Genomic DNA, 24,547 nt, shown 5'->3' on the forward strand with positions numbered 1-24,547 from the left:
GCAGAAATTAGAATACGCACCCGCAGGTATCTAACTTATAACAAGGGACGCTCAGACTGTCGGTGTGCAGATCAAAACCGCCCGCATACCCGACTGCAGCACAATAATCATGCTAGAAAAATTATTTAAACTCCGGGAAAACCAGACGACCGTCAAGACTGAAATGCTTGCCGGTTTTACTACCTTTTTGACGATGGCCTACATCATCTTCGTCAACCCCAATCTGCTCTCAGCAGCAGGTATGGATTACGGCGCAGTATTTGTAGCTACCTGTCTGGCTGCCGCTATCGGCTGCTTCATTATGGGCTTTTATGCCAATTATCCGGTCGCTCTGGCACCTGGTATGGGCTTGAATGCTTTCTTCAGTTTCACTGTTGTCGGACAAATGGGTTACAAATGGGAAGTGGCACTGGGGGCTGTCTTCTTCTCAGGTATCTGCTTCTTCCTGCTGAGTGCATTCAAAATCCGGGAGTGGATTATCAACAGTATTCCGCTGTCCCTGCGAGGCGGTATTGGCGCCGGTATCGGCCTGTTCCTTGGTTTTCTGGCATTGCAAAATGCCGGCATTGTCGTCGATAACCCTGCCACACTGGTCACATTGGGGGATATGACCAGCTGGTCGGCGCTGATGGCATGCCTTGGTTTTATTATTATTGCTGCGTTGTACCACCGCCAGGTAACCGGCTCGGTAATGATCGGTATTCTGGCAGTCACCCTGATCAGTATTTTCAGTGGTCATGTCGAGTTAAACGGCATTGTTTCTGCACCACCGAGTCTGGCTCCGACCCTGATGAAGCTTGATTTTGCCGGTGCACTGGAAATTGGCTTGATCAGTATCGTGTTCTCCTTCTTGTTTGTGGATATGTTTGATACCTCCGGCACCTTGATCGCCGTAGCACAGAAAGGCAAGCTGCTGGATGAGAAAGGTAATCTGCCGGGTCTGAAAAAAGCGCTGGTTGCCGACAGTGGTGCAACCATTGCCGGTTCCATGCTGGGTACTTCTACCACCACCAGTTACATCGAGAGTGGTGCGGGTATCGCCGCAGGCGGACGTACCGGTCTGACCGCCGTAGTTGTCGGTGTGCTGTTCCTGGCAGCACTGTTCCTGTCACCACTGGCGGGCGCAGTACCAGCCTATGCTACGGCTCCGGCACTGTTCTTTGTTGCTGTACTGATGACTCACAGCCTGACTCAGGTTGATTGGGAAGATATTACCGAAGCCGCTCCGGTTGTGATTGCTGCTGTCAGCATGCCACTGACCTACTCTATTACTTCCGGTATCTCTCTTGGCATCATCTCTTACACCGCGATCAAGCTGCTGAGTAACCGTCGTGATGAAATCACACCGGCACTGGTAGTACTGACTGCTCTGTTTGTGATCAAACTCGGCTTCTTCTGATCCATGAGGGAAAATCCGTGACGGGAAAGCCTCCACAATGTGGAGGCTTTCTTATATTCACAGCACGACCTGATCAACATTTCGTCCCGGCTCGTATATCATGCGCCCTCTTCCAACCCGATGGGTTGTAATTGAAGTCCGTTTTCACTGGGGATGCAGACAACACCATGACGCCAGGCGCCATTTTTCCGGAACAATATACCGCTCTTCTAGACGATAAAGCTGCGCGCCTGCGTGCCGATTTTGGCCCGTTTGATGTGCCCGAACTGGAAGTCTTCCGTTCCCGCGACCGTCATTTCCGGATGCGGGCCGAATTCAAGATCTGGCGCCATGATGGTAAGCTGGACTACGCCATGTTCCGCAAGGGCTGCAAGAATGAGCCTATCCTGCTGCAGGATTACCCGATCGGTTCAGAAGCTATCAACGCGCTCATGCAGCCACTGCTGGATGCCTGCCGGGAGCAGGAGGTGCTGGCTCACCGCCTGTTTCAGATCGAGTTTCTCAGCACCCTTAGTGGCGAGATGCTGGTTACCCTGATTTACCACAAGGCACTGGGTGAAGAGTGGATCGAAGCAGCCAGACCACTGCAGAAGCAGTTCAATATCAAGCTGATTGGCCGTGCCCGCAAGCAGAAGATTGTGCTGGAAGAAGACTTTGTCACCGAAGCCCTGACCGTCAATGGCCGTATCTGGCGCTACCAGCAGGTCGAAAACAGCTTCACTCAGCCGAATGCCGGCATCAATGAGCAAATGCTGGGCTGGGCAGAAGGTGCAACCACAGACTTTTCCGGGGATCTGCTGGAGCTGTATTGTGGCAATGCCAACTTTACCTGCGTGCTGTCCCGAAACTTCGACAAGGTGCTGGCAACAGAGATTTCCAAGACTTCCGTAAACTCTGCTCGTCACAACTTCTCGCTGAACGGTGTCCGCAATGCGGAGATTGCCCGTATGTCGAGCGAAGAGTTCACTCAGGCTATGAACAAAGAGCGCGAATTCAATCGCCTGAAGGGTATTGATCTGGACAGCTATGAGTTCAGCACCGTTTTTGTTGATCCACCTCGCTCCGGTCTTGATAAGGGTACCGAAGCGCTGGTACAGCGCTTTGACAATATTGTTTATATTTCCTGCAACCCTGAAACTCTGCGGGAAAATCTGGAAACCCTGACTCAAACCCACTCGGTTGAGCGCTTTGCACTGTTCGACCAGTTTCCCTACACCGATCACGCTGAATGCGGTGTGCTGCTGAAACGCCGCAGCTAATCTCGATTCCAAAGAGGGCTTTGCAGCCCTCTTTCCCGCCAATACCGGAAAATCCTGCTTTTATGAGCTATTACTTTCAGAGATGGCTCAAGCTAAAAATACGGATTTTCATGAATAAACTGTCATTTTCCAGCATCCTGCTGGTGTTGTTTTTATTGGGTGCAACCCCTGTTCCGGCAGCCGAGATGGCTCAGCTTCCTTTGCTGTTCTGTGTCTATGACATGGGCGAGACCAATGCTTTCAAGCCCCTCTGGAAGCTGTTGGACAAAGAAGCTATTGACTATCGGATACTGGCCGTGGATGCCGCAGCCGGCCGGTTGCAGGGAAATGACAAGGTTATTGCAATCAAAACCGATGCACGTCCGGACAGCGACTGGCATACCCAGCGCTCGGCACGTATCGACAGTGATACGCTTGCTGAACTGGCCCGACAGTGGCAGGTCAGATTGGTCATTTCGGGAATGGCCAGCGGCGCTCAGGCAGAAACTCTGAACTATTTCAGAGACAAGCAGAAAAGTTACGCCATTGCTTACTACGACAATCTGGACTCTGTAGAGCACAAACCCTTTGTTCAGGCATTTCTGGGCAAGGCCCGTCAGATAGACCGTTTCTGGGTACCTGCCAGTATTGTCAGAGACGATATGGGTCGTCACCTTGAAATAGACCCTTCGGTTATCGAAATCGTAGGACAACCATCACTGGAGTCCTGGGATCAAACTTATCGACAGTTTTCCGCCAACGCCCTGAAGCAAGAGCTAGGTATCCCAGCAGATAAGAAGGTAGTGGTGTTTGCCGGAGGTTATGACAGCTCCTACCCCGAGTACCTTGAGCTGTTTATCAATACCATGAAACTGAACCCGGAATGGGAAACACTGATTACCTGGCATCCCAAAACTGACGGGAGTCTGGAAAAACAGCTGGTTGCCAGGGCCAGCAGTAAATCTATTCGAGCCATTCCCTCGTCTGTCCACAATACTGCCGAGTTATCGGTTGCGGCTAATCTGGTTGCCGTTCATAAATCAACCGTCGCTATTCAGGCAGCCTACAAGGGCAAGTCGGTTGTATATGTAGCGGAGTCCGATCATTCCACACCGCTGATTCAGTATCGGATAGCACCTCTTGCCAGCAGTCAGAAGCAGCTGGAGCAAGTACTTCGAAGTACGGATAGTGACAGTGCATCTGCCCGGTTTTCAAAACTGGGGCTTCCAGGCGAGGGCTCAGCACTCATGCTGAACCTGATCCGGCAACAGTTACAGTAATCGCCATGGCCGAGGCTTTAATGGCTTGTACGATTGTGTTTAACTGGCAGCTGGAACTGATATCTACCCGATCTGACTTGAGAACAGCCTTCACACAACTGAAGGCTTTGATGACTGAGACTGATGCCGCTTCGTTCTTTTAGACCGCTCCAGATAATACTGCTTGCCGTATTAAGCATAATCATCATGACTGGACTGCTGGTCTATGAGAGCAACCGTTTGATATCCACAAAAACAGAAGTTTACCTTTATGACTCGCTCGGAAAGCTGCCTTATCGCAAAGTCGGTCTGATTCCGGGTACCAGCCGCTACACCTCCGAAGGCAACCAGAATGCTCACTATTACCTGCGGCTTAACACCGCGGTCATGCTCTATAAAGCTGGCAAAGTAAGCTATCTGCTTGTTAGTGGTGATAATGCCACTCGCTATTATGACGAACCAACTCGAATGCGTGCCGACCTGATGGCTCGGGGTATTCCTGCCAGTAGCATTTATCGTGATTACGCCGGTTTCAGAACACTGGATAGCGTGATCCGGGCTAACAGGGTCTTCGGGCTGGAGCAGTTCACAATCATTTCCCAGCCCTATCAGAATGAGCGGGCAATCTATATTGCCCGGGAAAATGATATCGAAGCCATCGGCTTTAATGCCGGAACCGGCTTTCCCGCAGACTGGCGTAATCGTCTGAGAGAGCATCTGGCACGTGTGCTCGCCGTAATTGATGTTAACCTGATAAATACACAACCCCGTTTTCTGGGCGACCCAGTGATCATCGGGGAGACTCCGCCAACATAAGCAACAAGTTCCGTTGGCCTACTTACTCCAGGGAAGGAGAATAAATGAAAATCTGGTCAGGTTTTATCCAGTCATTCTGTCTAGTTGCTGTTTTACTCTCCGGACTTGCTACAGCTCAACAGGAAAAGAAGGTCATAACTGTCGGCCTTTACCCTGAGGACTACCCCCCCCTGTTCTGGCATCAAGAAAAACAAGGCATTATTCAACTGACCCTTGAAGCCATTGAACGTGTGAGCAACTATCAATTTGAAACTCAGGTATATCCATTTAACCGTTTGATCAAAAAAGTCGCGGACGGAGAGCTGGACCTGGAAGCCTGGACATCACCAGCATGGCGACAAAATGTGAAGGATCACGTTTTTTTCACATCGCCTATCACTGAGCACTGTGAAGTCATGGTTTTCCCCAAAGGAAAAAAAATCCAGGTTCAAAGCGCACCTGATCTTTTTGGAAAAAAAGTAGGGACTGTCGCCAGTTTCACTTTTCCCAGCTATCAAGATCATTTCGAATCAAAAAAGATCACCCGGGTCGACGCGCTCGACGAAAACCATGTGTTCAAGATGCTTTCTTTTGGGCGCACAGAACTTGCGTTTATGGATGCACTGGTCGCTCAGCACCTGATGAAAAGTAATTGGTCAAAAGAGTTTGAGCTGGGAGAAAGGTTTGACTGTGTTCCTGTCGCCTTTATGTTTTCCAAAGACAAAGCAGAAGACGGCAGAGAAATAAATAAAATACTTCAGCAACTCAAGCAGCAGGGAAAAATAGAAGAAATTCTTGATCGATTCCGGTAATCGCTAATTAGCAGGTTACAGGTTGATATTAAAAAATGCTGAAAGCCTGATGTAGCGTCTCAGACGATTCATCGCATTAGGGAAGAGCCGGTCCAGCCTGCGGCTTTCGCGAACGATTTCATCTGCCAGTCTGGGGTTATGCATATCGTTATACACAACTCCGACCAGGTTGATATTGGCCTGGTTCAGTCGCTCAACAGCAATGGAAAAATCTGATTGCCTGGTTTTTCCTGCCAGTGCCATCATTACCGTGCCATCAGCAATGGAACATACCATCTCCGCAGGTATGTTCCGGCAGTTAATCGCATTGACCGGTGAAGTATCAAAAATCACCACCTGATATTCTTCCAGCCAGTGATCCAGCAAGTCTTTCATGGAGCTGTTATTTCGAAATACCAGCGCATCCGTATCCACTGGAGCAGGTAATACATCCGTTTGTTCACCTTTCTGATGAATAATCGAAGCATCAGCAGAAGGAATATCCGGATACCATTTTTCATGATTGTGCCCGGTTAACTCACCGATTTCAGGATGCTGCATGTTCATTTCAACCAGCAGCGTTTTCTGATGAGCCGCCTCACTTCGCTTACACAGTGCATAAGCCATGGTGCTGACACCTTCACCGGGCATGGTTGATGTCAGGGCTACTGAGCGCATGCCATTACCGATGGTATTGGAGTAAACCGTCTCGACTTCCAGATAGTTAATCGGTAACCGGATCATAGGCTCTTACTCAGCGCAATCAGCGAAATAATGCTCAGGATGTCCTTGATATTCTCCATCACCACCGCCCAGCGGCTGTTGGAATTATCAGGCACATACACGGTATCTCCGGGGCGAAGCACCGGTAGATCAGAAACATCAGGATCCTTCATGAATTCCAGCAGATCGAAGGTGTAGGCCTCGTTCTGATTGCCAGACATACTGACAACAATAATTTTCTCGATATAAGCAGTTTTGGTGGGTCCACCAGCTTCAGCCAGAACATCCAGGATGCTCATTTCACGACTGAACTGGTAACGGCCACTGGTTTTCACCGCCCCCAGAATCCTGACAGTGTCCTTTTTCTTTTGCTCGATCCAGTTCCCCTTGCGCGAAGGGATATAGATATTATCGCCCGCCTGAATTTGCGGCAGCAGCGTTTCATCTCCGGTTTCAAAATAAAGCAGCATATTGAACCGGGTCACATGAGGCGCTGCTCCACCACGGTGATTGATTACGATATTTCTCAAGTCTGCATCCGGCTTGGGGCCTTCTGCTGCTGATAATATATCGAGGAAATCCATTTCTTCAGAGAAAGCATAACGACCCGGTGCTACAACATCACCAATAATGTAAACAGAGCGGTCAGGGTGCTGCCGAATCCAACTGCCTTTATTATCTGTCGGGCTTTCAGCCAGTTGAGGAACCGTAATCGTATAACCAGGCTTAATAACCGGTAGCAGAGATGGATCACCACCTTCTTTCATCAAGGTATCGAGATCAAACTCAAATGCAACCAGCTGTTTTCCGTCCTCGTTTGCCAATACCTTTATATGGGCCAGATCGGCTTTAGGCGTTGGCCCTCCAGCATTACCCAGGAGATCAAGCAGATCGACTTCATTTGACCATTCGTATCTGCCGGGTTTTTTAACGGCTCCGATAATTTTGACGGCACGCTCGGAAGGCAGCTTAAGCCAGGATTTTTCTGTCCCATCACCACCTTTCTCCGGAATAAAGATTGCGTCTCCGAGACGAAGCTGAGGCAAAGAGTCCAGCTTGCCTTCGGTATAAGCACTCAGATCGACCGGCTCAACCGAGCCATCCGATCTCAAAATTCTGACCTGTCTCAGCTCGGCAAATCGATTGGGACCGCCAGCATTTGCCAGCACATCAAGAAAATTCACATTATCACTGGTTTCATAGGCACCGGGTTTGTTTGCCTGACCGATGATGTAAACAACATTGGTTCCAGAACGAATGGCATCACTTTGTTTGGGTACAAAGACTGTTGAATCTTCAACCAGTGTCGGCAGTAAACTGCTGTCACCAGAATCCAGATATTGCTTCAGATTGAAAAGGACCGGCTCATTACCGGATATCACCCGGATCTGCTCAACATTGGCATAACGGGTTACACCACCAGAAACAGTTATCAGATCTACAACGGTTAACCCTTCTTTATAGGGATAACTGCCTGGCTTTGAAACTTCACCCAGAACCTTGAAGCCTTTTTCTTCCATTCCGGTACTGGTTGCACCGGTATCCGCAGAGTGACCGTGAATATTGCTCAGCATCGGAGAAGAAGGAACAAAAAGTACATCCAGTGTTTGTAGCTGAGGCAGAATCGACAGGTCACCAGTGTCCAGATACATCTTGTAATCAAAGGATGTGACCTGATCACCTCTTCTCAGCTGCAGCTTATCCATCTGTGCTCCATCACTGAGACCACCGGCCTCATTGATCGCCATCTGGATATTGCCGTTAACCGGCAGCTGAACTTCCCCGGGTGACTCCACAAATCCGAGTACCGTCAATAAGATCTGTCTTTCCTTCAGAGAAACAACCAGACGATCCAGCCCGCGGAAGACCTTGCTTAACTCACTAAACAGTTTTTCTCTGGCCTCAGTCAGAGATAAGCCTGCCAGTGTAATGGAACCGATTTCAGGTAGCTGAACGACACCTTCACGGTCTATTTCAAAGATCTGGTTGAATTCTTTCTCATCAGGCAAGCCAACAAAGATTTTGTCGCCTGCTTGCAAAACATACATATCATCGGGTGAAAGAGGTAAATGTTCTGCCGGTACATCAGCTGCTGCAGTTTCACCATCAGCTCCAAATTTTTCAGCACCTGCAGTAACGTCATTATCATCAGTAGAAAGCACTGGCTCAGGGTTATGAACAACAGGTGGTTTAAGTTGATCGCCACGAGCAACAATCACAATATCTTCACCCTGCAGCACAAACTGTTCAGCGCCATCACTATCAATATTCAGGCGACTGCCCTGACGGACGACACAGTAGGATGAGTCTGAGTACTCCACTGCATCACTGCTGATCTGCTCCAGCATCTGATCAAGGGTGTAACCCAAAGGAATTTGTATGGCACCCGGCTCGTTGATATCTCCAAGCACGGTTACATCAGAAATCAGATCATCAGGCCAGAAATTTGAGTTATTTTCCGAGGAAGGATTGTCATCAGAAGCAGAGCCTGCAAGGCCATTCATTGCAGCCGGAGCACTAATCATTGCCTCTGTCTTGATTTGGCCATAGCTGTTAGCGGCATACAGACAGCTGGCATCATCGTAAGACGGTGTTGACCTGTAAATACGATCTCCAGCTACATATTCTGTAGCCATTACAGCTGCTGGATTCAGCCATGCCAGCCAGGCAAACAACAGACTGAACGACAGGTTGTGAAGTAACCTTGTCATTGTTCTTGGTTTTCTGATTCAGCAGTTACCTGCTTCAGCTCCCAGTCACGTAAACGTTTTGTTTTTTCTCCGTGGTACAGTATCCGCTCTGTAGCCACAAAGAATGGGGTATTACCACCCGGTGTTTTACCGGAATCAATAAAGGTAAAACTCAGGATTCTTTCTCTGGAGACACCAAAAGAAACTAGTGCTGTCTCAATCAAGTCATTGTCATGCTGCAAATCAGGCTTATGAATTTCAATAATTACATTCGGGTTTGCTTTTATAACTTGAGCACTATCACTTAACTTTTCAACAAAACTGGTGCTTAGCTTTTCGTCACTTTCAAAAATCTTGCAACTGCAATTCAGGTTTGAATTCAATGATGCTACGACTTTCTTTATTTTCTTCTGCTTTATCTGATTAGTTTCAAACTCAGCAATGCATTCAGTTCTTCTGCCAATCAGATCCAGCATTTGAGAAACTTTCTCTATATCGTCATAGAGTCTGACAATATCTTCACTGGCATCAAAATCGAAGTCGTGTTCCAGGTTGATTTCTATATCACCCAAACTCTGTCTCAAAATTTTCATTTGTCCCGGTAAACAGTAATCAGCCCCTTGACCACTTAATAAAGATATTTTCTGTTGAACCACTTCAACAAGAGGAGATAGCTGCTCTGCTTTAACATCCGGGACATCAACAACAGATCGTTCATAATCATCAGGCCAGCTCCAGCAGCCAACCAGCCCTGTCAGGGTAAAAATTATAACGACCAGCCTGTTACGGTAAAACATAAGTCCCTTTCACATGTAATTCAGAGCCCCCCTCAGTAAATCAGGGGGTATTCTGATATTCAGCCAGGTTGTTGTATTGTTTGATGGTGTGATCAATACGCAACAGAGAGAGCAACTCTTGAGGCTTGCCCTGAACACCCAGCAGTGCAAGTTCACGCTGACTTTGCTTCAGTCGCTTATAAAGAAATACCAGAGCACCAACACCGGATGAATCAAGCTCCTGTACTGATTTCATATCAATCAATACGTTGCCGTTGCAGTCCTTTATGAGGTGTTCAAAGTGGCCTCTCAGACCTGGCACAGTATCGGCGTCAAACTTTGACTGAAGAGAAACGACATCAAAGTCTGCGGCATGAAATGTCTGGTAATCCATTACTTCTACTCCTTCCCTGGATGGATCCCGTTTGATTCCTTAATAATGAACGGGGTCTTTAGCTAAGTAGAAACATCCGAATAAACGGCAGCTCTACATAATTAATCCTAGCGAAGAGTTTTGATTGAATTCAGGACTTAATCAAAATATGTATATTTTTTCGGAATATAAAAAATCAAACTAATAAAAGTGATTATTTCCTGAAAACAGAAAACTTTTAAATTCCTTTTTCTTATTAGATGCCATAAAACCCCTCTCTACACTTATTTATTACAGGAACAAAGGCAGCAGTTTGACCTTGAATTCCTAAAAATTAATTTAATTCAGTTGTTTTTCGGTGAGTCTGGAGTCTCCAGCCGCTGCCTTGATTTAACAGCTCGCTTTAAAAGAGAGCTATTTGATCTCAACTGGGTTCAGGGTCGAAGTACAGGTCAATGACACCGCAAAATACCGGGCGTCCTCAAACAAAGCTTTCATTACGACTGTTTAAAGTCGTAATGCTTTCTGCCTGTTTCATCGGTATTGTCCTGAGTACTATCCAGATTATCTTTGATGCTTACAACTCCGGCCACGCCATTGATACAGAAGCAAAACAGATGCTGTCGATGGTACGTGATCCTGCCACAAGGGCAGCATACCGCATTGAAGAGGAGATGGCGGTCGAAGTACTCGAAGGCCTCTTTGAGATCGAATCCATTCAATATGCAGCCATAGTCCACCCTGATCAAAAACCCCTGGCTGAAATGTCCCGCCCCTTCAGCAAGAGTCGTTACCGCCGGATATCAGACCAGATTTTTGACCGTTCCCGGATTTATAGAACCCCTCTGACTGCAGAAGAGCCTTATCCAGATTACTTCGGCGATATTGTGATTCATATAGATACCGCATATTACGGCAGAAATTTCATTCGCCGCGGTATTGTGATCATGCTGTCTGGTCTGGTACGCGCAGCTACCATGGCGCTACTGCTGTATCTTATTTACTCACTCATTCTCACCCGTCCGCTTAACCGGATGATCCGTAACCTGTCTAAAATCGACCCTGAACATCCGGGAAAAGAGCAGCTTCCTTACCTGAAAGGGCATCGTAACAACGAACTCGGGTTATGGGTCAGAACGGCTAATCAACTGCTGCGTGCTATCGAACGTAATTTCAATCTACGTCAGAAAGCCGAGGCTCAAATTCTTAAACTGTCGCAATACGACTATCTAACTCGCCTGCCAAACCAGAGAACATTACAAAAACACTTACGACGCCTGATTAAAAACAACAGTAAACAACCACAGCGTTTTGCCATCCTGTGTATCGGGCCGGATCATTTCACTGAAATCAACGCCCAGTATAACTTTCATACCGGCGACCATTTGCTGGTAAAGCTTGCCGACCGGCTGCGAGATATAGCCGGAAATGGTGTTTACACATCACGTCTGGGTGGTGATCAGTTCTGTATGGTACAGCCACTAGAGCAACCGGCAGAAGCGGCTGAACTGGCTCAGAAAATTCTTCGCGATTTGGGTAAGCCCTTCGATACCGTAAAGGAAAGCATTACGATTGAAGCCAGCATAGGTATCAGCGTGTTCCCCGACGACGGCCATTGTGTTGAAGAGCTTCTACAGCAGGCTGAAGCCGCTATGTTACTGGCCAAAAGTCGACGAAACCTTCGATATCAATTCTATATCGCAAGTCTGGATCAGGAAATACGGGAAAGAAAAAAGCTGGAGGCCGACCTCCACCATGCGGTGGATCATGATGAGCTTCACCTGGTTTTTCAGCCCCAGGTTAAATTCAGCGACCATGCCCGTATCATCGGCGCCGAAGCATTGCTGCGCTGGACCCATCCGGAAAAAGGGCTTGTCTCACCTGATATATTCATTCCTCTGGCTGAAAACAGCCGGGATATTATCGCGATTGGTGACTGGGTTCTTGAAACCGGCTGCCGCCAGCTCCATGACTGGCAGCAGCAAGGCTACCGAGACATTGTTCTGGCAGTAAACCTGTCTGCTATCCAGCTTCAGGATGACGAACTACCGGACAGAGTCGCCCAACTGTTGAAAAAGTACGACATAGCACCTCATACCCTTGAACTGGAAATCACGGAAACCAGCCTTATCAACGACGTAGAACGCTCCTGTCGTCAACTGCGCGCAATCAAGGATATCGGTGTAAAACTGGCTCTCGACGATTTTGGTACCGGCTACTCCTCTCTCAGCTATCTGAAGCGTTTTCCCTTCGACAAGGTCAAAATCGATCGCAGTTTTGTTGATGGTCTGCCGGAAAACAGTGAAAACAACGTTATCGTCAATGCCATTATCCAACTGGGCAAAAGCTTCAAGATGACTGTTCTGGCCGAAGGTGTCGAAACCCTGCAGCAGGAACAGTATCTGACTTGCCAGGAATGCGATGAAGGACAGGGATATTATTACAGCAAGCCGGTTTCTCCTGATGCATTCGAAAGCATGATCAGGGATCAAAACAGGGAATATGGTAATGGCTGATCGCTTTTCAGGCCCGGTTGTATTGCTGCTTGATAGTCGCGGAACGGGTGGTATTGAGTCTCATGTATTACTACTGGCCAAATCACTCAAGCGGGATGGTATCAACCCACTTGTACTGTTTATGAAAAAGTACAACCAGCCCCACCCTATGGAAGACAGCCTGAAATCTCTGGAGATTGATTTTGAGTATCTGGATGGCGGGCTTGGACAACTTCGCAATAAGCTGCGAACTGCGGCACTGGTTCATACTCATGGCTATAAGGCCGGACTTTCCGGTCGAATCGCAGGAAAGCTCGCAGGTATCCCCGTTGTCAGTACTTTTCATAATGGCGACCTTGGTCAGGGAAAAATGCGCATTTATACCCTGCTCGACCGCCTGACTTCTTTTCTGTCAGCCAACATTGCTGTCAGCGAGGAAATAGGTAGCAAGCTTCCTTTCAACCGTAAGGTCATTCCCAACTTTGTCGATATGCCCGAGCCGGGCGTGCAGTCCTCAGGTCAGGCCATTGGTTTTGTCGGGCGCCTGAGTCATGAGAAGGGCCCGGATATATTTATTGAATTGGCTAAAAGGGTACCATCCCAACCCTTCATCATCTTTGGTGATGGCCCTATGCGGAGTGAGCTGGAAGCAAAAGCACCAGACAATGTCTGCTTTAGGGGTATGACCCGTAATATGGAGCAGTACTGGCCCCAACTGGGGCTACTCAGCATTACTTCACGTGATGAAGGCCTGCCGCTGGTTGCTCTTGAGGCGATGTCCTATGGTATCCCGGTACTGGCATCACAGGTCGGCGGTTTACCTCAACTGATCAACAAAGAAGAGAATGGCTGGCTGGCACCGGCAGAAGATCTGGAAGCATTTTGTCGACATATAGAGGCATGGCGTCAAACAGATGCCGGGCAGCGTAAAACCATGGCCGAAAGTTGTATAACGACAGTATCCAGTCATTACTCCTGTGAAGCGTTAGTGCCGAGTATTCTCGCGATTTACCGTCAGGCTCTACACTAAACAAAAGACACATAATTCATACGGCACAGAGTGACACTCAGGATGAGCCTGTCGAATACCGTTATTCAGGGATTGAAATGGGGCGCCATGCTCCGCCTTGCTGCCCAGATTTTCACCTGGGTCAACACACTGATTCTTATCCGTCTGCTTACTCCTGACGACTATGGATTGATGGCTATGGCCATGGCTTTTATCGGGGTCTTTGCCCTGATGGGGGATTTCGGCATTGCCAAGGCAGTGATTCAGGCTGAGCAACTCAACAAGCAGTTATTGCGTCAGGCTTTCACAATCAACCTCTTATCCTGCCTGGCCTTATTCCTGCTGTTTTTCCTGAGTGCTCCCCTGATAGCCGAGTTTTTTGATGAGCCCCGGGTCACACTGTTAGTGCAGGCTGTGGCCTGCCAGCACCTGATTCTGATTTTCCATACGCTGCCTTATGCCATGGCAAGTCGCAAAATGCTGTTCAGGGAGCGGGAGAAGGTTCAGTTTTATACCGTACTATCCAGCAGTATTTTCACTCTGGTACTGGCCGCACTGGGTATGGGTGTCTGGGCTTTGATTCTTGGTCACCTGTTTATGAAAACCGTTTCGACCATTGGCTTTATCAGACTCCAGCCCTGCTGGGTAAAACCCGCCCTTAATTTTGACGGGTTTTCAAAAATGGCAGGCTTTGGCGGCACCGCTACCCTGAATGATGTACTGCGTTATGGCTGGAATGTTTTCCCCAATATTTCAATTGGTTACCTGATGACCAAGGTGGAGCTGGGGGTATTCTCTGTTGCCCGAAATCTGGCCAATCTGCCCAGTGACAAAATCGGTGAACTGCTGAACCATCTTGGTCTTTCTTCCTTTGCCAAGCTGCAGAACGAGCCGGAGCAAGCAGGAAAATACCTCATCAAATCAACAGAGCTGGCGGCCTTTATTCTTTTCCCAATGTATTTCGGTATGAGTGCCGTAGCCCCCGAGCTGATTAATCTGACCCTGTCTGAAAAGTGGCTGGTTGCTATCGTACCGTTTCAGGTCTTGTGTTTTTCCAGCCCGTTGCGAATGCTTTCAGAAATTCAGGCGACAGCAATTACCGGAATGGGGCAGCCGGGTCGCAACACTCGTATTCTGCTGCAATCACTGGTTATGCTGCCGGTCATTATCTACGGCATCAATGTCGGCGGTGTTGCAGGTGCCTGTCAGGCCTGGCTGGTTATTACGGTGATTAGCTTCATCTTTCATCTGCAGCAGGTACTACCTGCCCTCAAGGTTCATTTTCTCGACTACCTGAAAGCAGTACTTCCCTCTTTCTTGGCAGCTTCCGGCATGCTGGCTGCTGTTGAGTACAGTCGTATTGAGCTGGCACCTCTCATGCCTTATGAGTGGTTGATACTGCCAGCCTTGATAGCCATTGGGGTTGTGGCCTTTGGATTATTGAGTCTGATGCTGTTTCCACGCCGCATTATGGTCATGCTGCAATATGTTCGGCGCTAGCAGGAAGCAGTGAAATGAAACTGCTTGAGCTGGCCCAGCAAGCACTGGAACCTAAATACCATGTGTATACGGTTACCATCTGGTGTCTTCTTATCAGTGCGGCTACAGCTGTATTTCCTCATCCCCTTGCGATTATCGGCCCTGCCATTCTGCCTATCGGATTATTTTATCTACTAAAGCTGCCGTTTGTGGTTTGTCTGATATTTATCATGTTTTCCTTTTTCCGATTGCATGAAGTCTTTCCGCAGCTGGACCCCATCAAAATCCCTTTACTGACAGCTCTGGGATCCTATTTTGTACTGTTCTGGCACATTATCCTGACAAGGAAAGTGAAACCTTACTGGCGGCCTGAGCACCGATCTTTTGCTTTGTTTTTCGGCTGGGTCGTTATCGGTATTGTATTTGCCTCCTTCCCGCCATCAGCTTTTGGCAGTTTTACATCGGTTTATATGAAAATCGGCATCATGGTTATCGCCATTTCCTGGCTGATGACCCAGCGCTGGCACTTCAAACTGGCTCACTTCTCCCTGCTGGTTGCCGGGCTTGCGGTGGCAGGCGTAACACTGTTTAACAAGGCAAACGGTATTGGTCTGGTAGAGGAAACCCGGGTAACTATTCCTGGTACCAGTCTGGGTGACCCCAATGACCTTTCTCTGGTTCTCAGTTTCCCGATGAGTTATGCCATTGCTTTTATCGTGACTAAAGACACCGGCAAATTTAAAACATTGCTGGGTATTATTGCCTTTTTTACTTTCGTCTCGGCCATCATCGCCACCCAGAGTCGTGGTGGTCTGTTGGCGACACTCGCTGTGCTGGGTATTTTCGGTCTGCGGGTAATCAAGTCAAAACTGGTATTAATCAGCCTTGGCAGTTTCTGCCTGATGATTCTGGTGTTTGCAGCCGGCATCAATGACCGAAAGTCAGGTGGTGCCGCAGAAGATGGTATCGATGAATCTGCCATGGGTCGTATTCATGCCTGGGAAGCGGCTTTTAATATGGGCGTCAGAAACCCCATGACCGGTGTCGGGCTTTCCCTGTTCCTCGATAATTACTGGGATTACGCCACTCATAGCCGTGCTGAGGGGCAAGCTCACGTTACACACAGTACCTGGTTTCAGGTATTGGCAGAAGCCGGCTTCGTCGGTCTATTCCTGTTTATCAACCTGATTATTCAAACCTTCCGCTCCATTTACCGATCGCTTACCTGGCTCGATAACGAACAGGAGGGTCCTGATGCTGATCCACATGTTCGGGCGATAGCGGTAGGCACAATGGCCGGATTGATCGGCTTCTGTGTTTCCGGCACCTTTTTGAGTCAGGGTTTCTTATGGCCGGTTTATATTATCGTTTCAATCAGCATCGCAATCGCCAATTACATTGATCTGAGAAAAGAAGAAAAACGATTGAGTGAAATCAAGAATCAAGCGCCTGCTATAGTGAATAGAAATAAGGATGATTCTGCGCGGAACGGAACCGCATATGCTGCAAAAATTCAAACAATGGCTGAAGGCCGGTAATTCACCTTTTGCCCGTCTTATTTTTAAACTGATTAAAACAATTACCAATCCACAGTTCCCGGTCATTCGACCTGTTCACGGGCTGCTTTATCATCTTCACCGTTTTATTACGGAATTTATTTCCAACCTGGGACGCATTTTATATTGGACACCGATATTCAAAACCCGGCTTACCAATAATCCCGGGAACTTAAATCTCTATAGCGGCATGCCTTTGTTGCTTGGGCCCCTGAAAATAACGATGGGTGATAACTGCCGGGTATCCGGTCATTCAACCATCAGCGGGCGTGGTAGTAACAAGACAAAACCTGAATTAGTCATCGGTAACAATGTGGGTATCAGCTGGCAGAACGAGATTTTTGTCGGTAACCGGGTAGAGATTGGCGACAACGTCAGACTGGCAGTCAAAGTCAGAATCGTCGGATATCCCGGGCACCCGGTTGATCATGAAGCTCGCGCCCAAGGCCTGCCGGATACGGATGATCAGGTAGGCGACATCATTATCGGCAATAATGCCTGGCTGGCTGCCGGTGTCACCGTTATGGGTAACGTCACGATTGGAGAAGGTACTATTGTGGCTACCAACAGTGTCGTTACCAAAGATCTCCCGCCTCATGTGCTTGCCGGGGGCATTCCAGCCAAAGTCATAAAAAAGCTGCCCTCCCACCCGGATAATAATGCTACCCACAGGAGTGAATCATGAGTGATCTGGTTGTCTTTGGTGAAGACTGGGGAGGACACCCAAGCAGCACCCAGCATCTGATTCGCTGCATGATGAACCAGCGTCAGGTGGTATGGGTAAATTCAATTGGTCTGCGTAGCCCTCGCCTGTCACTGCATGACCTCAACCGGGTTTTGAATAAAGGCATGGAAATGCTGAAGCCCCAGGGTGATGAGAGTAAAGAAATCATTACCGATCGTCATGCCGAGCCGATCATTATTAACCCGCGGGTTATTCCTTTCTATCAAAGCACGCTGATTCGGGAAATTAACAGCTCCCTGCTGAATCGTACAATTACGCCAGTATTGGAAGCCCGAAACATTGTCAGACCTATTCTCTGGACTTCACTGCCCAGCGCTGTCGATGTGGTTGGCACCCTCAATGAGTGCGGCAGTGTCTATTATTGCGGAGATGACTTCAGCGCTTTGGCGGGTGTTGACCATAAAACCATTGCCGGAATGGAGGCCGAACTGGCCGAGAAGGTCGATCTGATTGTTGTTGCCAGTGAACAGCTGGCAGGCAAGTTCCCGGCGCACAAGACTCAGGTTTTGCCTCATGGTGTTGATTTTGAACTGTTTTCAACGCCACATGAGCGTCCCCATGACTTACCTGAGGCAGAACATATTGCCGGTTTCTATGGCAGCATTTCCGAGTGGCTGGACCAAGAGCTGCTGGCTCAAGCCGCCACCGCCCTGCCATCCTGGCAGTTTGTTCTGATTGGAGATATCAGTACAGATATCAGTACGTTACAGTCAATCCCCAACATCACCTTGCTGGGAGCCAAGCCTCATCACGAGCTGGCAGCTTATGTACAGCACTGGGATGTCGCCATGCTGCCTTTCATTCTGAATGAGCAGATCAAGGCATGTAACCCATTGAAACTCAGGGAATATATGGCCAGCGGCACACCTGTTGCCACAACCCGTTTCCCTGCAGTGGAAGCTTACGAGGAGCACCTCACCCTGCGTAACCCCCGGGAGCCTTTCGCCCACACCCTTCGCCGGGCTCTGGAAACCGCTGATAAATGCCAGGATCGCCAGCAGCAGGTTATTCATGAAAGCTGGCAGGCACGGGCTGCTCAGCTAAACGGCTGGCTTTCCGCCATTGAACATCCCCAGACCTGAGCAGACTTGTCTACACTGAATGTTACAGAGGAATTTTGTCCGCCAGGGCTTGTGTTGTATCTCTCTGAGTAGCTAGTACAAGCAGGTAAGCCGCTGTACAGCGTTTCCATGAATTACGGATCGCGGTCATGACAGGGATTGTTGGCAAACACGGGCTCTTCAAAGCAGTTATCGCTGCACTTTCCCTATTGCTGATTGCCGGGTGCTCCACCCAATCATCCCGTTCAGATATTAATGCCGACATTGCCGAGCAACTGCGCCTGCTGCGTTCTTCCGGTAATCCGGATGCTTCCGAAAAACCTTCCCGACTGGCATTGAATTTCACCCCGGGTACCACTGAGCTGACCCGCCATCAGCGTCTTATCGTTCAGACCTGGCTCGCTACCCTGCCAGCCGAGAACGGACTCAAGCTATTGATCTCAGCCGGTCCGGACTCCAGCGACACCGGATTCAGTGCCACTCTCATCGCCTGGAAGCGTATTCGCCAGCTGGGACAGGAGCTGGATCAGGAAGGGTACCAGATTATCTATCGCTATCAGCCGGAGCAGGAACAGAACACAGCAACGATCAAATTAGTGGAGGGCAGTGATGTCTAATGACGTTCTCCGCAATCTGTTCCGTCTGCTGAATATTGCCTGGCGCAGGCGTTATTTGATCTGTATTCCCATGGTTGTACTGCCTTTTGTAGGCCTGCTGGGTAGTTTTTTTGCGCCTAAGTTCTATGAAGCCCACACCACCATTTTGCTTCAGGACAACGCCCAGCTTAATCCGTTACTGGAAGATCTTCAGGTACCAACCAATCTTGAAGACCGTCAGGCCGGCCTGAAGATTCTCCTGAAGAGCCGCAATGTGCTTTCTGCGGTAGCTACCGAGCTTGGCTATATCACCGCAGAAACCAGCCGGATTGAAGCAGACAAGGAGATTTCTCGTATTAGCCGGTCACTATCGATTGTTTTCGGTGGTGAGCTTATCAAGATTTATTACCGCTCTGAGAATCAGAAAGATATTGCCCAGATACTTGAAACCGCCACACGTCATTTTCTTGAAATTGCCCTTGCTCCACAAAAATCTTCTTTAAGGACATCAGAAGCCTTCCTTAAAACCCAGCTGGAGTCCCAGCGAGTCGAGCTGCAGCAAGCGGAACAAAAGCTGGCTGATTATAAGTCCCAATACGCAATGGAGCTGCCGCAGCTTCACCTTGCCAACGTAAACCGGCTGGCCGCCATGCGTGAACAACTGGCCGAAAAACAGACAGAGCTGTCGGGAGCCCGGGCAGCGCTGGATGAATTCAATGAAAACCTGGCTCAAACCAACCCGATTATTGGCAAGCTGGAAGAACGGATTGTTTCAATTCGCGCCAATCTGAGTGTTTTGAGATCACGCTATACCGACCAGCACAGTAAGGTGCAGGCAGCGCTGCGTGAACTGGGTCGTCTTGAAAATGAGCGAACCCGCCTGATTTCCGAAAGCCAGGATATGACCTCCGAAGATATCAAGCGCCTGTGGCAACTGGCTTCCACAGCTCCCAGTGTCCAGACCATTGAAGGTGGAAGTCAGACCACCATTCTGGCCTCCCAGTTACAGGCCGTACAGGAAGCCAATGCCAAGGTTACCCAGCTGGAAAATGAAGTGGCCAGTCTGATCAGCCAGGAAAATGAACTGGGTCAGAAAATCGAATCATTCGCTGAAATCGAGCGAACACAAGCCGAATTGATGCGTGATCACAAGATCAAGCAAATGCTCTACAACGATTTTCTGGAACGTTACGAGCGTGCCCGGGTTACCGGTGCGCTGGGACGCTATGAAGAATCCGATCGGGTTAAAATTATTGACCCGCCCTTTACCCCGACCAATCCAACCAGTATTCCCACGGCCATATTCATTCTCGCCGGGTTCTTTGCCGGACTGGGTCTGGGAACAGGTATGTCAGCCATTCTGGAACTTTCGGATACCAGCCTGAGACTGTGTGAAACCATTGAAAATCTGGCAGGAGTTCCGGTGCTGACACGGATTCCGGTAATTAATAACGCCAACCCCATTATTTATGACATGCAGCAGGAAATCTTTCTGGAGGCACCTTCCTGATGAATAAGGATGTATCAGACAACAGGGAACCCGTTGTAGCCCAGATTGTACAGCACCTTTCCCCCGGTGGTATTGAAACCATGGCACTGGACTTACAAAGCCGTGCCAGCAACCCGGATAATGTGATCATTGTCAGTCTCGAAGGGTCCGCTGATGAGATGTATCAGAGCTGGCCACGACTGAAGCAGGTTCCGGGCAAGATATTTTTTCTTGGGAAAAAGTCAGGATTACGACCCTCGCTGGTACTCAAGCTGCGTCAGCTGTTAAAAGCTGAAGGGGTTAACACCATTCATACCCACCATGTGGGGCCCCTGTTATATGGCGGCATGGCTGCTCGCACCGGAAGTCTGGTTCATATCCATACTGAACATGATGCCTGGCATCTGGATGACCCCAAGCGCCGTAAACTGGTTTCCCATTGCTTCCGATGGCTGCAACCTGCTGTTGTGGCTGATGCCCAGTTGGTTGCTGACAGCGTATTGCGTCATATTCCCTACGCCAAACCCCGAGTGATTCCAAACGGGATTGATACCGACCGTTTCCAGCCCGGAGATGCTCACGCTTCCCGTCAGGCGCTGGGACTGCCTGATGAAGTGCCGCTGATAGGCTGCGCTGCACGCCTGACAGAAGTAAAAGGACACAACCTGTTACTGGATGCATTCGCCGGTATCAAGGGAGAAACTCATCTGGCACTGGCCGGCGTCGGGCCGCTGGAATCAGATTTGAAAGCGCAGGCTGAAAAACTGGAGATCAGTGACCGGGTTCATTTTCTTGGCCTGGTTGAAAATATGCCGCTCTTCCATCAGGCCATTGATCTGTTCTGCCTGTCCTCAAAAATGGAAGGTATGCCTTTATCTCCTCTTGAGTCTCAGGCCTGTAATACTCCGGTTGTATTGCCCGATGTAGGTGGCTGTAGCGAAACACTGGCACCAGGTGCCGGAGCATTGGTACCTGCCGGAGATATTCAGGCATTGCAGCAGGCACTGTCGGCACAGCTGGCTCATGCCCGTAACAACCCAAATATCAATACCCGCGACTTTGTACTGAAATATGCCAATCTGACGCATATGATTCAGCAGTATGAAGCGCTCTACAGGGAGTTTCTGGAGTAATGGAAGTATTCTTGTGGAGCCTGCTGGTACTGGCTTCGTTCCTGATTATTTATCACCATGCAGGTTACCCACTGCTGTTGAAGTGGATGGCTAAAGGCAAAACGCAGGAGCCTTATGCCTATTTCAGACGCCAGTACAAAGAGTCTGCGCTGGACCCTCTTCTGCCCAGTATTTCCCTGATTATTCCGGCTCATAATGAATCCGATTGCATCAAGGACAAAATTCGTAATCTGGCCTGCCTTGATTACCCGCCAAGCCGCTTCAAGGTTGTTCTCGTGTGTGATGGTTGTACCGACGATACGGTAGAACAGGCCACCAGCGCGTTTAAGGAAACCGAGTGCAAACACCTGAAGTACGAGATTCATGATTACAGCAAAAACCGCGGCAAGTTGATTCGACTGCACCAGACAATCAGCAAAAATGACAGCGATATCATTGCCCTGTCAGACACATCTGCACTGCTTTCCCATGACAGTCTGCTGATTGCTGCCGGCTGTCTGAGTCATGATGAAATCGGCGTCGTCACCGGCCGGTACTGTTTCCTGGACTCCCTAAGCCCCGGGGAGAATGCTTACTGGGACTATCAGACTCGTATCAAAACACAGGAAAGTGTGACTGGCAGTACATTGGGCGTTCACGGTGCTTTTTATGCTTTTCGCCGAAACCTTTATCAATCAGTACCTGAAGATACGATTAATGATGACTTTGCCATTCCAATGAATATCGTGCTGAAAGGCTACCGCTGCCTTTACGATCCTCGCATGGTCGCTATAGAGCTGGAACAGGCCTCAGATAATGCTGACTTCAAACGCAGAGTCAGAATTGCTGCTGGCAACCTGCAACAAGCAATTCGCTACCGAGGTCTTCTACACCCGCGGCTTGGACTGACCGCCGTAAACTTTTTCTCGGGCAAGTTCATCCGCACCTGGATGCCAGCCTGCTTTTTGCTGGTGCTGGCCTGCCCTGCCTTGCTGACCAGAGAATACAGCTGGCTATGGATATTGGTTATCCCCCAGCTGCTGGCCTGGATTACAGCACTATACTTTATGGCAAAGGGTTCAGTACCAGAATTAAAGCTGGTAAAGATCGGGACTTATATCCTGTCAGGCCATATGGCAATGGCGGCAGGTACCGTGAGTTATCTGATGGGACAACATAAAGGTCCCTGGAAGCGGGTAACAGAACAAACAAATTGATCCACAAGGTTCAGATAAGGAATTCAGAGCAGTAAGAGTAAAGGATGACTCGATATGAATGACCTGACTTATGTACACCCCCTCACTCAGGTGGGCAAGCGAATACTCGATATCACTATTGCCATGATAGGGCTGGTGTTAACACTCCCCCTTTTTCCACTGATTGCACTGGTGATCAAGCTGGACAGTCCTGGACCGGTATTTTTCAAGCAGTTACGGATTGGTTATCAGCGCGAGAACTACATCAGCCTGTTTATGATGGTCAAATTCCGGACCATGAGAGCCGATGCTGAAAAGAAATCCGGACCAGTATGGGCCCAGAAAAACGATCCCCGCATTACCCGCATTGGCAATTTCCTGAGAAAAACCCGCCTGGACGAATTACCTCAGCTGTGGAATGTGCTGGTTGGTGAAATGTCGGTTGTTGGTCCTCGACCTGAGCGTCCCGGCATCTGCAATAAGCTGGAAAACAATATTCCGTTCTACACCGAACGTACCTATGACGTGGTACCCGGCGTAACCGGACTGGCTCAGGTTTACCTGGGATATGATGAGACCATTGAGGATGTACGCCGCAAGGTGGGCTATGACCACGCCTATGCGCTGGCTCTGAGTAATCCTTGGGAATGGCTCAAGATGGATCTCTGGATCATGATCAAGACTGTTCTTGTAATGGTAACAGGACGTGGCCAGTAAACGTCAGGCCACTCCTTTTTAATTGCCAATACCCAGATATTCAAACATCAGGTCATCCAGTGCATGCCGCAAGCCCTCGCGGCTATGCACCCCTTTCTGAAACACATCTTCCAGATCAAGCCCAGTCACATTGATATCCAGATCAGGCTTTTCTCCACGCTCGTTTGGCCAAAGCAGAACATCGGGCTTGATGCCGGTTTGCTGCTCCAGCCACTGCAGTTTGCCTGCTGTTCCAATTCTACCAACCGGGGTATTTTCCGGGCGCACGTTGGCAATAAATACTTTCAAAGCCTTGCTTGCCTTCAATTCATTCGCCACATTTGGAAGCAACAATGCGGGCATCACACTGGTCATAAAGCTGCCCGGACCAAGAATAATAAGATCAGCATCTCTAATTGCCTGAATCGCTTCTTCTGGCGCTTGCACTTCCGGCATAACGAACAGACGACTGGGCATTTTATCCAAACCATCAATTGTGGTTTCACCAATAATGCACTGTCCCTCAAACTCCGCACCCAGGCTGGCAGGTTCTTCTGACATGGGGATAAGATGTGCCTTGACCTGGAGCATTTGCCTAATCAGATTGACCGCATCCAGAGGCCGGACACACATCTGATCCATCCCCAGCAAAATCAAATTTCCAAGATTATGTCCCGTTAACTCCCCGCTTTCCTTGAAGCGGTATTCGAACAGAATCCTGGCCAGATTAGGACTGTCAGCACAAAGCTGGTTCAAACAGTTGCGCAGGTCACCCCAGGCAATACAGCCACTGGCCTGACGCAGCCTACCTGTCGAGCCGCCATCATCCGTAGTAGCAACAATTCCTGCCAGTTTTTCTCCCAGAAAACCAAGACTTGCCATTACCCGCCCAAGCCCGTGGCCACCACCTATAGCAACCACCTGACGGCACTGATAAAGCGCCTTGACTGTATCAATCATGCTGAAGTCGGATCCTGAATCACTCAAATAGGGGTTTTACGGCCTAATCTCTGTAACGGCAACTGTCCCCGGGACATAACCTCTATACTGACAACAGCGCCATTACTGA

Annotated in this window: 21 protein-coding genes; 16 read left to right on the forward strand and 5 right to left on the reverse strand. The window is 49.0% G+C overall.

Annotated features, from left to right (window positions below; all coding sequences use genetic code 11):
• Positions 1-109 precede the first annotated feature (109 nt).
• From ACYZZ0_RS07280 to ACYZZ0_RS07300, 5 genes are all read left to right on the forward strand, one after another.
• Complete coding sequence (locus ACYZZ0_RS07280; RefSeq protein ID WP_461535938.1) at positions 110-1,399, forward strand: NCS2 family permease; 1,290 nt, start codon at positions 110-112, stop codon at positions 1,397-1,399.
• Positions 1,400-1,530: 131 nt separating this feature from the next.
• Complete coding sequence (gene trmA / locus ACYZZ0_RS07285; RefSeq protein WP_461535939.1) at positions 1,531-2,658, forward strand: tRNA (uridine(54)-C5)-methyltransferase TrmA; 1,128 nt, start codon at positions 1,531-1,533, stop codon at positions 2,656-2,658.
• Positions 2,659-2,768: 110 nt separating this feature from the next.
• The gene (locus ACYZZ0_RS07290) at positions 2,769-3,917 is read left to right on the forward strand and encodes a hypothetical protein (RefSeq protein WP_461535940.1); all 1,149 of its coding nucleotides are present in this window, start codon (positions 2,769-2,771) and stop codon (positions 3,915-3,917) included.
• A gap of 186 nt (positions 3,918-4,103) precedes the next feature.
• Positions 4,104-4,712 (forward strand): SanA/YdcF family protein, encoded by a 609-nt coding sequence (locus tag ACYZZ0_RS07295; RefSeq protein ID WP_461535941.1) that lies wholly within the window; start codon positions 4,104-4,106, stop codon positions 4,710-4,712.
• A 44-nt stretch (positions 4,713-4,756) separates the two neighbouring features.
• Positions 4,757-5,503, forward strand: a complete 747-nt coding sequence (locus ACYZZ0_RS07300) for a substrate-binding periplasmic protein (RefSeq protein ID WP_461535942.1) — start codon at positions 4,757-4,759, stop codon at positions 5,501-5,503.
• A gap of 15 nt (positions 5,504-5,518) precedes the next feature.
• Here ACYZZ0_RS07300 and ACYZZ0_RS07305 read toward each other — a convergent pair whose 3' ends face one another.
• Genes ACYZZ0_RS07305 through ACYZZ0_RS07320 form a run of 4 tightly spaced genes read right to left on the reverse strand, consistent with a single transcriptional unit; the run spans position 5,519 to position 10,065 of the window.
• On the reverse strand, positions 5,519-6,226 hold the full coding sequence (locus ACYZZ0_RS07305) for a CpsD/CapB family tyrosine-protein kinase (protein ID WP_461535943.1): 708 nt from the start codon (positions 6,224-6,226) through the stop codon (positions 5,519-5,521).
• The gene (locus tag ACYZZ0_RS07310) at positions 6,223-8,916 is read right to left on the reverse strand and encodes an SLBB domain-containing protein (RefSeq protein ID WP_461535944.1); all 2,694 of its coding nucleotides are present in this window, start codon (positions 8,914-8,916) and stop codon (positions 6,223-6,225) included. Before ACYZZ0_RS07310 ends, ACYZZ0_RS07305 begins: the two co-directional genes overlap by 4 nt.
• Entirely contained in the window at positions 8,913-9,692 is a 780-nt protein-coding gene (locus ACYZZ0_RS07315; RefSeq protein WP_461535945.1) for a hypothetical protein, read from the reverse strand. The genes ACYZZ0_RS07310 and ACYZZ0_RS07315 overlap by 4 nt, the downstream gene beginning before the upstream one ends.
• 40 nt (positions 9,693-9,732) lie before the next feature.
• Positions 9,733-10,065, reverse strand: a complete 333-nt coding sequence (locus ACYZZ0_RS07320) for an STAS domain-containing protein (RefSeq protein ID WP_461535946.1) — start codon at positions 10,063-10,065, stop codon at positions 9,733-9,735.
• Between the two features lie 434 nt (positions 10,066-10,499).
• On the opposite strand from ACYZZ0_RS07320, the gene ACYZZ0_RS07325 reads away from it, so the two are divergent.
• From ACYZZ0_RS07325 to ACYZZ0_RS07375, 11 genes are all read left to right on the forward strand, one after another.
• Positions 10,500-12,560 carry a putative bifunctional diguanylate cyclase/phosphodiesterase gene (locus ACYZZ0_RS07325; RefSeq protein ID WP_461535947.1) on the forward strand — a complete coding sequence of 687 codons (2,061 nt, stop codon included), beginning with the start codon at positions 10,500-10,502 and terminating at the stop codon, positions 12,558-12,560.
• Positions 12,553-13,569, forward strand: a complete 1,017-nt coding sequence (locus ACYZZ0_RS07330) for a glycosyltransferase family 4 protein (protein ID WP_461535948.1) — start codon at positions 12,553-12,555, stop codon at positions 13,567-13,569. Before ACYZZ0_RS07325 ends, ACYZZ0_RS07330 begins: the two co-directional genes overlap by 8 nt.
• A 42-nt stretch (positions 13,570-13,611) precedes the next feature.
• Positions 13,612-15,048 (forward strand): lipopolysaccharide biosynthesis protein, encoded by a 1,437-nt coding sequence (locus ACYZZ0_RS07335; RefSeq protein WP_461535949.1) that lies wholly within the window; start codon positions 13,612-13,614, stop codon positions 15,046-15,048.
• A 14-nt stretch (positions 15,049-15,062) separates the two neighbouring features.
• Positions 15,063-16,565: an O-antigen ligase family protein gene (locus tag ACYZZ0_RS07340; RefSeq protein WP_461535950.1), complete on the forward strand. Its 1,503-nt coding sequence runs from the start codon at positions 15,063-15,065 to the stop codon at positions 16,563-16,565.
• Positions 16,528-17,268: an acyltransferase gene (locus ACYZZ0_RS07345; RefSeq protein ID WP_461535951.1), complete on the forward strand. Its 741-nt coding sequence runs from the start codon at positions 16,528-16,530 to the stop codon at positions 17,266-17,268. The genes ACYZZ0_RS07340 and ACYZZ0_RS07345 overlap by 38 nt, the downstream gene beginning before the upstream one ends.
• Positions 17,265-18,410 carry a glycosyltransferase gene (locus ACYZZ0_RS07350; protein WP_461535952.1) on the forward strand — a complete coding sequence of 382 codons (1,146 nt, stop codon included), beginning with the start codon at positions 17,265-17,267 and terminating at the stop codon, positions 18,408-18,410. The genes ACYZZ0_RS07345 and ACYZZ0_RS07350 overlap by 4 nt, the downstream gene beginning before the upstream one ends.
• 128 nt (positions 18,411-18,538) lie before the next feature.
• The gene (locus ACYZZ0_RS07355; RefSeq protein ID WP_461535953.1) at positions 18,539-19,006 is read left to right on the forward strand and encodes a hypothetical protein; all 468 of its coding nucleotides are present in this window, start codon (positions 18,539-18,541) and stop codon (positions 19,004-19,006) included.
• Complete coding sequence (locus tag ACYZZ0_RS07360; protein WP_461535954.1) at positions 18,999-20,495, forward strand: GumC family protein; 1,497 nt, start codon at positions 18,999-19,001, stop codon at positions 20,493-20,495. Before ACYZZ0_RS07355 ends, ACYZZ0_RS07360 begins: the two co-directional genes overlap by 8 nt.
• A complete protein-coding gene (locus ACYZZ0_RS07365; protein ID WP_461535955.1) occupies positions 20,495-21,607 on the forward strand; it encodes a glycosyltransferase in 1,113 nt (370 codons plus the stop codon). Before ACYZZ0_RS07360 ends, ACYZZ0_RS07365 begins: the two co-directional genes overlap by 1 nt.
• A complete protein-coding gene (locus ACYZZ0_RS07370) occupies positions 21,607-22,803 on the forward strand; it encodes a glycosyltransferase family 2 protein (RefSeq protein WP_461535956.1) in 1,197 nt (398 codons plus the stop codon). The genes ACYZZ0_RS07365 and ACYZZ0_RS07370 overlap by 1 nt, the downstream gene beginning before the upstream one ends.
• A 54-nt stretch (positions 22,804-22,857) precedes the next feature.
• Entirely contained in the window at positions 22,858-23,499 is a 642-nt protein-coding gene (locus ACYZZ0_RS07375; RefSeq protein WP_461535957.1) for a sugar transferase, read from the forward strand.
• Positions 23,500-23,517: 18 nt separating this feature from the next.
• On the opposite strand, the gene yvcK is transcribed toward ACYZZ0_RS07375, so the two are convergent.
• Positions 23,518-24,438 carry a uridine diphosphate-N-acetylglucosamine-binding protein YvcK gene (gene yvcK, locus ACYZZ0_RS07380; RefSeq protein WP_461535958.1) on the reverse strand — a complete coding sequence of 307 codons (921 nt, stop codon included), beginning with the start codon at positions 24,436-24,438 and terminating at the stop codon, positions 23,518-23,520.
• Positions 24,439-24,547: the final 109 nt, after the last annotated feature.

Source organism: Spongorhabdus nitratireducens, assembly GCA_947387575.1.
Classification (GTDB): domain Bacteria; phylum Pseudomonadota; class Gammaproteobacteria; order Pseudomonadales; family Endozoicomonadaceae; genus CANDOC01.

What these genes read in the sequence shown, in the direction of transcription:
- ACYZZ0_RS07350 (WP_461535952.1), top strand. Translation starts at nt 17,265, where the DNA reads ATGAGTGATCTGGTTGTCTTTGGTGAAGACTGGGGAGGACACCCAAGC.
- ACYZZ0_RS07360 (WP_461535954.1), top strand. Translation starts at nt 18,999, where the DNA reads ATGTCTAATGACGTTCTCCGCAATCTGTTCCGTCTGCTGAATATTGCC.
- ACYZZ0_RS07320 (WP_461535946.1), bottom strand. Translation starts at nt 10,065, where the DNA reads ATGGATTACCAGACATTTCATGCCGCAGACTTTGATGTCGTTTCTCTT.
- ACYZZ0_RS07280 (WP_461535938.1), top strand. Translation starts at nt 110, where the DNA reads ATGCTAGAAAAATTATTTAAACTCCGGGAAAACCAGACGACCGTCAAG.
- ACYZZ0_RS07310 (WP_461535944.1), bottom strand. Translation starts at nt 8,916, where the DNA reads ATGACAAGGTTACTTCACAACCTGTCGTTCAGTCTGTTGTTTGCCTGG.
- ACYZZ0_RS07345 (WP_461535951.1), top strand. Translation starts at nt 16,528, where the DNA reads ATGCTGCAAAAATTCAAACAATGGCTGAAGGCCGGTAATTCACCTTTT.
- ACYZZ0_RS07300 (WP_461535942.1), top strand. Translation starts at nt 4,757, where the DNA reads ATGAAAATCTGGTCAGGTTTTATCCAGTCATTCTGTCTAGTTGCTGTT.
- ACYZZ0_RS07355 (WP_461535953.1), top strand. Translation starts at nt 18,539, where the DNA reads ATGACAGGGATTGTTGGCAAACACGGGCTCTTCAAAGCAGTTATCGCT.
- ACYZZ0_RS07305 (WP_461535943.1), bottom strand. Translation starts at nt 6,226, where the DNA reads ATGATCCGGTTACCGATTAACTATCTGGAAGTCGAGACGGTTTACTCC.
- ACYZZ0_RS07290 (WP_461535940.1), top strand. Translation starts at nt 2,769, where the DNA reads ATGAATAAACTGTCATTTTCCAGCATCCTGCTGGTGTTGTTTTTATTG.
- ACYZZ0_RS07335 (WP_461535949.1), top strand. Translation starts at nt 13,612, where the DNA reads ATGAGCCTGTCGAATACCGTTATTCAGGGATTGAAATGGGGCGCCATG.
- ACYZZ0_RS07365 (WP_461535955.1), top strand. Translation starts at nt 20,495, where the DNA reads ATGAATAAGGATGTATCAGACAACAGGGAACCCGTTGTAGCCCAGATT.
- ACYZZ0_RS07375 (WP_461535957.1), top strand. Translation starts at nt 22,858, where the DNA reads ATGAATGACCTGACTTATGTACACCCCCTCACTCAGGTGGGCAAGCGA.
- ACYZZ0_RS07330 (WP_461535948.1), top strand. Translation starts at nt 12,553, where the DNA reads ATGGCTGATCGCTTTTCAGGCCCGGTTGTATTGCTGCTTGATAGTCGC.
- ACYZZ0_RS07295 (WP_461535941.1), top strand. Translation starts at nt 4,104, where the DNA reads ATGACTGGACTGCTGGTCTATGAGAGCAACCGTTTGATATCCACAAAA.
- yvcK (WP_461535958.1), bottom strand. Translation starts at nt 24,438, where the DNA reads ATGATTGATACAGTCAAGGCGCTTTATCAGTGCCGTCAGGTGGTTGCT.
- ACYZZ0_RS07340 (WP_461535950.1), top strand. Translation starts at nt 15,063, where the DNA reads ATGAAACTGCTTGAGCTGGCCCAGCAAGCACTGGAACCTAAATACCAT.
- ACYZZ0_RS07315 (WP_461535945.1), bottom strand. Translation starts at nt 9,692, where the DNA reads ATGTTTTACCGTAACAGGCTGGTCGTTATAATTTTTACCCTGACAGGG.
- ACYZZ0_RS07370 (WP_461535956.1), top strand. Translation starts at nt 21,607, where the DNA reads ATGGAAGTATTCTTGTGGAGCCTGCTGGTACTGGCTTCGTTCCTGATT.
- ACYZZ0_RS07325 (WP_461535947.1), top strand. Translation starts at nt 10,500, where the DNA reads ATGACACCGCAAAATACCGGGCGTCCTCAAACAAAGCTTTCATTACGA.